Origin of the sequence: Tepidimonas sp. (genome assembly GCF_036825565.1) — a bacterium.
Classification (GTDB): domain Bacteria; phylum Pseudomonadota; class Gammaproteobacteria; order Burkholderiales; family Burkholderiaceae_C; genus Tepidimonas.
The window spans coordinates 1-4,705 of record NZ_DAISXZ010000108.1; the positions used below are offsets into that span (position 1 = coordinate 1).

Sequence of the window (4,705 nt, forward strand, 5' to 3'; positions counted from 1 at the left end):
CGTTGGACCCCAAGCCGTGCCGGCCATCCCGCCCGGGACCGTCCGCCGGCCCGCCCCGCCAGGAGCCCCGTTGCCGTGATCACCGAACTGGAATTCCGCAGCCTCGCCGCCGAAGGCTACAACCGCATCCCGCTGATCGCCGAAGCCTTCGCCGATCTGGAAACCCCCCTGTCTCTCTACCTCAAGCTGGCCCACGCCACCCACGGTGGCCGCAACAGCTTTTTGCTGGAGTCCGTCGTCGGCGGCGAGCGCTTCGGCCGCTACAGCTTCATCGGCCTGCCGGCGCGCACGTGGCTGCGTGCCTATGGCTTCGGCGAAGCCGCGCGGACCGAGGTCGTGCGCGACGGCACCGTCGTCGAGACGCTGGGCGGCAACCCGCTGGATGCCATTGCCGCCTACCAGCAGCGCTTTCGCGTGGCGCTCAGCCCCGGGCTGCCGCGGTTTTGCGGCGGGCTGGCGGGCTATTTCGGCTACGACACCGTGCGCCACATCGAGCGCAAACTCGCCGGCACCTGCCCGCCGGATCCGCTCGATCTGCCCGACATCCTGTTGCTGCAGACCGAGGAGCTGGCCGTCATCGACAACCTCTCGGGCAAGCTGTATCTGATCGTCTATGCCGATCCCGCCCAGCCCGAGGCCTACGCCAGCGCCAAGCGCCGCCTGCGCGAGCTCAAGGACCGCTTGCGCTACTCGGTCAGCGCCCCGTCCGTAAAGGCCGGCGATGCCTACCCCGAGCAGCGCGAGCGCGGCAAAGCCGATCTCTTGGCGGCCGTCGACGAGGCCAAGGCCTTGATCCAGCAGGGCGATTTCATGCAGATCGTGATCGGCCAGCGCATCCACAAGCCCTTCCGGCACAGCCCGCTGAGCCTGTACCGCGCGCTGCGCTCACTCAACCCCAGCCCGTACATGTACTACTACAACCTAGCCGGGGCCGATGCGCGCGGCAGCGACCTGCATGTGGTGGGTGCCTCGCCCGAAATCCTGGTGCGCCAGGAGCGCACCGACGAAGGGGTGAAGGCCACCATCCGGCCCCTGGCCGGTACGCGGCCGCGCGGCGCCACACCCGAAAAGGACAAGGCCGCCGAGCAGGACTTGCTGGCCGATCCTAAGGAGCGCGCCGAGCATGTGATGCTGATCGACCTGGCGCGCAACGACATCGGCCGCATCGCGCAGATCGGCACCGTCAAGGTGACCGAGGCCTTTGCGGTGGAGCGCTACAGCCACGTCATGCACATCGTCAGCAATGTCGAGGGGCTGCTGCGCCCGGGTCTGACCAGCATGGACGTGCTGCGTGCCACCTTCCCGGCCGGCACGCTCACCGGCGCGCCCAAAGTGCATGCCATGGAACTGATCGACCGGCTGGAGCCGACCAAGCGCGGCATCTACGGCGGCGCGGTCGGCTACCTGAGCTGGGCGGGCGACATGGATCTGGCCATCGCCATCCGAACCGGCGTCGTGCACGACGGCACACTCTATGTACAGGCCGCTGCCGGTGTGGTGGCCGACTCCGTCCCGGAGCTGGAGTGGAAGGAAACCGAGCACAAGGCCCGCGCCCTGTTGCGCGCCAGCGAACTGGTCGAGGAGGGGCTGGAATGAGCCGCATCAAGCTGCTGATGGTGGACAACTACGACTCGTTCACCTACAACCTGGTGCAGTACTTTGGCGAGCTGGGCGCCGAGGTAGAAGTGTTCCGCAACGACGAGATCACGCTGGAGGGCATCGCCGAGCGCGCGCCGGACCGGCTGGTGATTTCGCCGGGGCCGTGCTCTCCGGCGGAAGCGGGCATCTCGGTGGCGGCGATCCGCCACTTTGCCGGCCGCGTGCCGATCCTGGGCGTGTGCCTGGGGCACCAGAGCATCGGCGCGGCGTTCGGTGGGCGCATCGTGCTCGCGCGCGAGCTGATGCACGGCAAGACCAGCCTCATCACCACCACGCAGGAGGGCGTGTTTGCCGGCCTGCCGCGCCAGTACACCGTCAACCGCTACCACTCGCTGGCCATCGAGCGCGCCACGCTGCCGCCGCAGCTGGCCATCACCGCCTGGTGCGACGACGGCGAGATCATGGGCGTGCGCCACCGGGATTTGCCGGTGCAAGGCGTGCAGTTCCACCCCGAAAGCATCCTGACCGAGCACGGCCACGCCCTGCTGCGCAACTTCCTGCAGTCCCCCTGACCCTTTCGCCGATCCGTCCTCCAGGAGACCCCCATGCCCCACCGACACGTCATCACGCCGCAGGAGGCGCTGCAACGCGTCATCGAACACCGCGAGATCTTCCACGACGAGATGCTGCACCTGATGCGGCTGATCATGAGCGGCGAAATCTCCCCGCTGATGACCGCCGCCATCATCACCGGTTTGCGCGTCAAGAAGGAAACGATTGGCGAGATCACCGCCGCCGCCCAGGTGATGCGGGAGTTCTCCACCAAGGTCCATGTGGAGGACACCACCCACCTGGTCGACATCGTCGGCACCGGCGGTGACGGCGCGCACACCTTCAACATCTCCACCGGCGCCATGTTCGTCGCGGCCGCGGCGGGCGCCAAGGTCAGCAAGCACGGCGGGCGCAGCGTCAGCAGCAAGTCCGGCAGCGCCGATGTGCTGGAAAGTCTGGGCGTCAACATCAACCTGCCGCCGGCCGCCATCGCGCAGTGCATCCGCGAGGTCGGCATCGGCTTCATGTTCGCGCCCAACCACCACCCGGCCATGAAGAATGTCGCCCCCGTACGGCGGGAGATGGGCGTCAAAACCCTCTTCAACATCCTTGGCCCGCTGACCAACCCGGCCGGCGCCCCCAACATCCTGATGGGGGTCTTCCACGCCGATCTGGTCGGCATCCAAGTGCGAGCACTCCAGCGCCTGGGCACCCAGCACGCGCTGGTCGTCTATGGCAAGGACGGTATGGACGAGGTCAGCCTGGGCGCCGCGACCATGGTCGGCGAGCTCAAGGACGGCGAGATCATCGAGTACGACATCCACCCCGAGGACTTTGGGCTGGCCATGGCCAGCCACCGGGCCTTCCAGGTGAGCACGCCCGAGGAATCGCGCGCCAAGCTGCTGGCGGTGCTGGACGGTGAGCCCGGCCCGGCGGCTGACATCGTCGTCTTCAACGCCGGCGTGGCGCTCTACGCCGCCGACGTCGTCGATTCGATCGAAGCCGGCATCGCCCGCGCCCGCGCGGCGCTCGCCTGTGGCGCGGCCAAGTCCAAGCTGGAGCAATTCGTCATGGCTGCGCACCGGCTGGGCGCGGAGACGGCCGCATGAGCGACATCCTGCAGCGCATCTGCGCCACCAAGCGCGAGGAGGTGGCCGTCGCATCCGCGCGCACGCCCCTGGCTGCCGTGCGCGCGCGCGCCGAAGCCAGCCGGCGCGCCGACCCGCCGCGCGACTTCATCGGCGCGCTGCGCGCCGCGCAGGCCGCCGGGCGCGCCGCCGTCATCGCCGAAGTCAAGAAAGCCAGCCCCTCCAAGGGCGTACTGCGCGCCGACTTCGACCCGGCGACGATCGCCGCCAGCTATGCGCGCCACGGCGCGGCCTGCCTGTCGGTGCTGACCGACGTGCCGTACTTCCAGGGCCACCCGGACGACTTGCGCCAGGCGCGCGCGGCGGCGCCGTTGCCGGCGTTGCGCAAGGACTTCCTCGTCGATCCCTACCAGGTGTGGGAGGCGCGCGCGTTAGGGGCGGACGCCATCCTGCTGATCGCGGCCTGCCTGGACGACGCGCAGATGGCCGACTTCGAGGCGATCGCGCTGGAGCTCGGCATGGCGGTGTTGGTGGAGGTGCACGACGCGGCGGAGCTGCAGCGCGCGCAGCGCCTGCGCACGCCGCTCATCGGCGTCAACAACCGCGACCTGCGCACCTTCCAGGTCTCGCTGCAGACGACGCTGGACCTGCTGCCGCAGCTGGGGCCGGGGCGGTTGCTGGTGGCCGAAAGCGGCATCGCCAAGCGCGACGACGTGCACCGCCTGCGCGACGCCGGCGTGCCGGCCTTCCTGGTCGGTGAGGCGTTCATGCGCGCCGACGACCCTGGCGCGGCGCTGGCCGCGCTGTTCGACGCATGAGCGGGGCGACGCTGATGGCGCCGCTTGCGGCCGCGCCGGGCCTCACGGTTTACCACCAGCCCTGTCCTGGCGCCACCACCGGCTTCGTCTTCATCTGTCCGGGCCGCTTCGAGGCACAGCGCGGCTACCCCTGCGCGGCCGGCACCGGCGCCAACCTCGCGCGTGTGCTCGCGGAGCTGCACCGCCGCGACCCACGGCGGTTTGCCTCGCCGCATCGCGCCGCCTACGTCGTCACCAACGTGTGGCCGCAGGTCGAATACCCGGCGCTCACCGGCCGCTCGGTGCCCACGGTGGCCGAAGTGCTGCAGCCGGCCAATTTGGAGCGGCTGGCCGCCGAACTGGCCGGCCTGCGCTGGGTGGTGGCCTGCGGGGCGCAGGCCCACGCCGCCGTGCGCGCGTTGCGCGACGGGGGGCGACTGACGGCCGACATCGCCTGCGCGCGCCACCTGAGCCAGCGGTCCATCAACAGCATCCGCGCCGGCACCGACACCGCCGGCCGTATCGCGCACTGGTGCGCCGCGGTGCTGCAACAATTTTCCCCGGAGGTCGAAAGCGTGCCGCAAAACGTGGCATAATCTGAGGCTCTCGCCGGAGGGGTGCCCGAGTGGCTAAAGGGGGCAGACTGTAAATCTGTTGGCTTACGCCTAC

The 4,705-nt window shown here is 69.6% G+C and carries 5 protein-coding genes; all 5 read left to right on the plus strand.

Annotated features, from left to right (window positions below):
- Positions 1-75 precede the first annotated feature (75 nt).
- From V7026_RS10970 to V7026_RS10990, 5 genes are read left to right on the plus strand one after another with little or no spacing between them, the layout of a single operon-like run.
- Positions 76-1,596: an anthranilate synthase component I family protein gene (locus V7026_RS10970; RefSeq protein WP_334155417.1), complete on the plus strand. Its 1,521-nt coding sequence runs from the start codon at positions 76-78 to the stop codon at positions 1,594-1,596.
- Complete coding sequence (locus V7026_RS10975; RefSeq protein ID WP_334155418.1) at positions 1,593-2,171, plus strand: aminodeoxychorismate/anthranilate synthase component II; 579 nt, start codon at positions 1,593-1,595, stop codon at positions 2,169-2,171. The genes V7026_RS10970 and V7026_RS10975 overlap by 4 nt, the downstream gene beginning before the upstream one ends.
- Before the next feature lie 33 nt (positions 2,172-2,204).
- Positions 2,205-3,260: an anthranilate phosphoribosyltransferase gene (trpD, locus tag V7026_RS10980; protein WP_334155419.1), complete on the plus strand. Its 1,056-nt coding sequence runs from the start codon at positions 2,205-2,207 to the stop codon at positions 3,258-3,260.
- Entirely contained in the window at positions 3,257-4,057 is an 801-nt protein-coding gene (gene trpC, locus V7026_RS10985) for an indole-3-glycerol phosphate synthase TrpC (RefSeq protein WP_334155420.1), read from the plus strand. Before trpD ends, trpC begins: the two co-directional genes overlap by 4 nt.
- Positions 4,054-4,632: a hypothetical protein gene (locus tag V7026_RS10990; RefSeq protein ID WP_334155421.1), complete on the plus strand. Its 579-nt coding sequence runs from the start codon at positions 4,054-4,056 to the stop codon at positions 4,630-4,632. Before trpC ends, V7026_RS10990 begins: the two co-directional genes overlap by 4 nt.
- The last annotated feature ends 73 nt before the right edge of the window (positions 4,633-4,705 follow it).

Excerpts from the sequence above, each read along its gene's own strand:
- V7026_RS10975 (WP_334155418.1), top strand. The coding sequence starts at position 1,593 with ATGAGCCGCATCAAGCTGCTGATGGTGGACAACTACGACTCGTTCACC.
- trpD (WP_334155419.1), top strand. The coding sequence starts at position 2,205 with ATGCCCCACCGACACGTCATCACGCCGCAGGAGGCGCTGCAACGCGTC.
- trpC (WP_334155420.1), top strand. The coding sequence starts at position 3,257 with ATGAGCGACATCCTGCAGCGCATCTGCGCCACCAAGCGCGAGGAGGTG.
- V7026_RS10990 (WP_334155421.1), top strand. The coding sequence starts at position 4,054 with ATGAGCGGGGCGACGCTGATGGCGCCGCTTGCGGCCGCGCCGGGCCTC.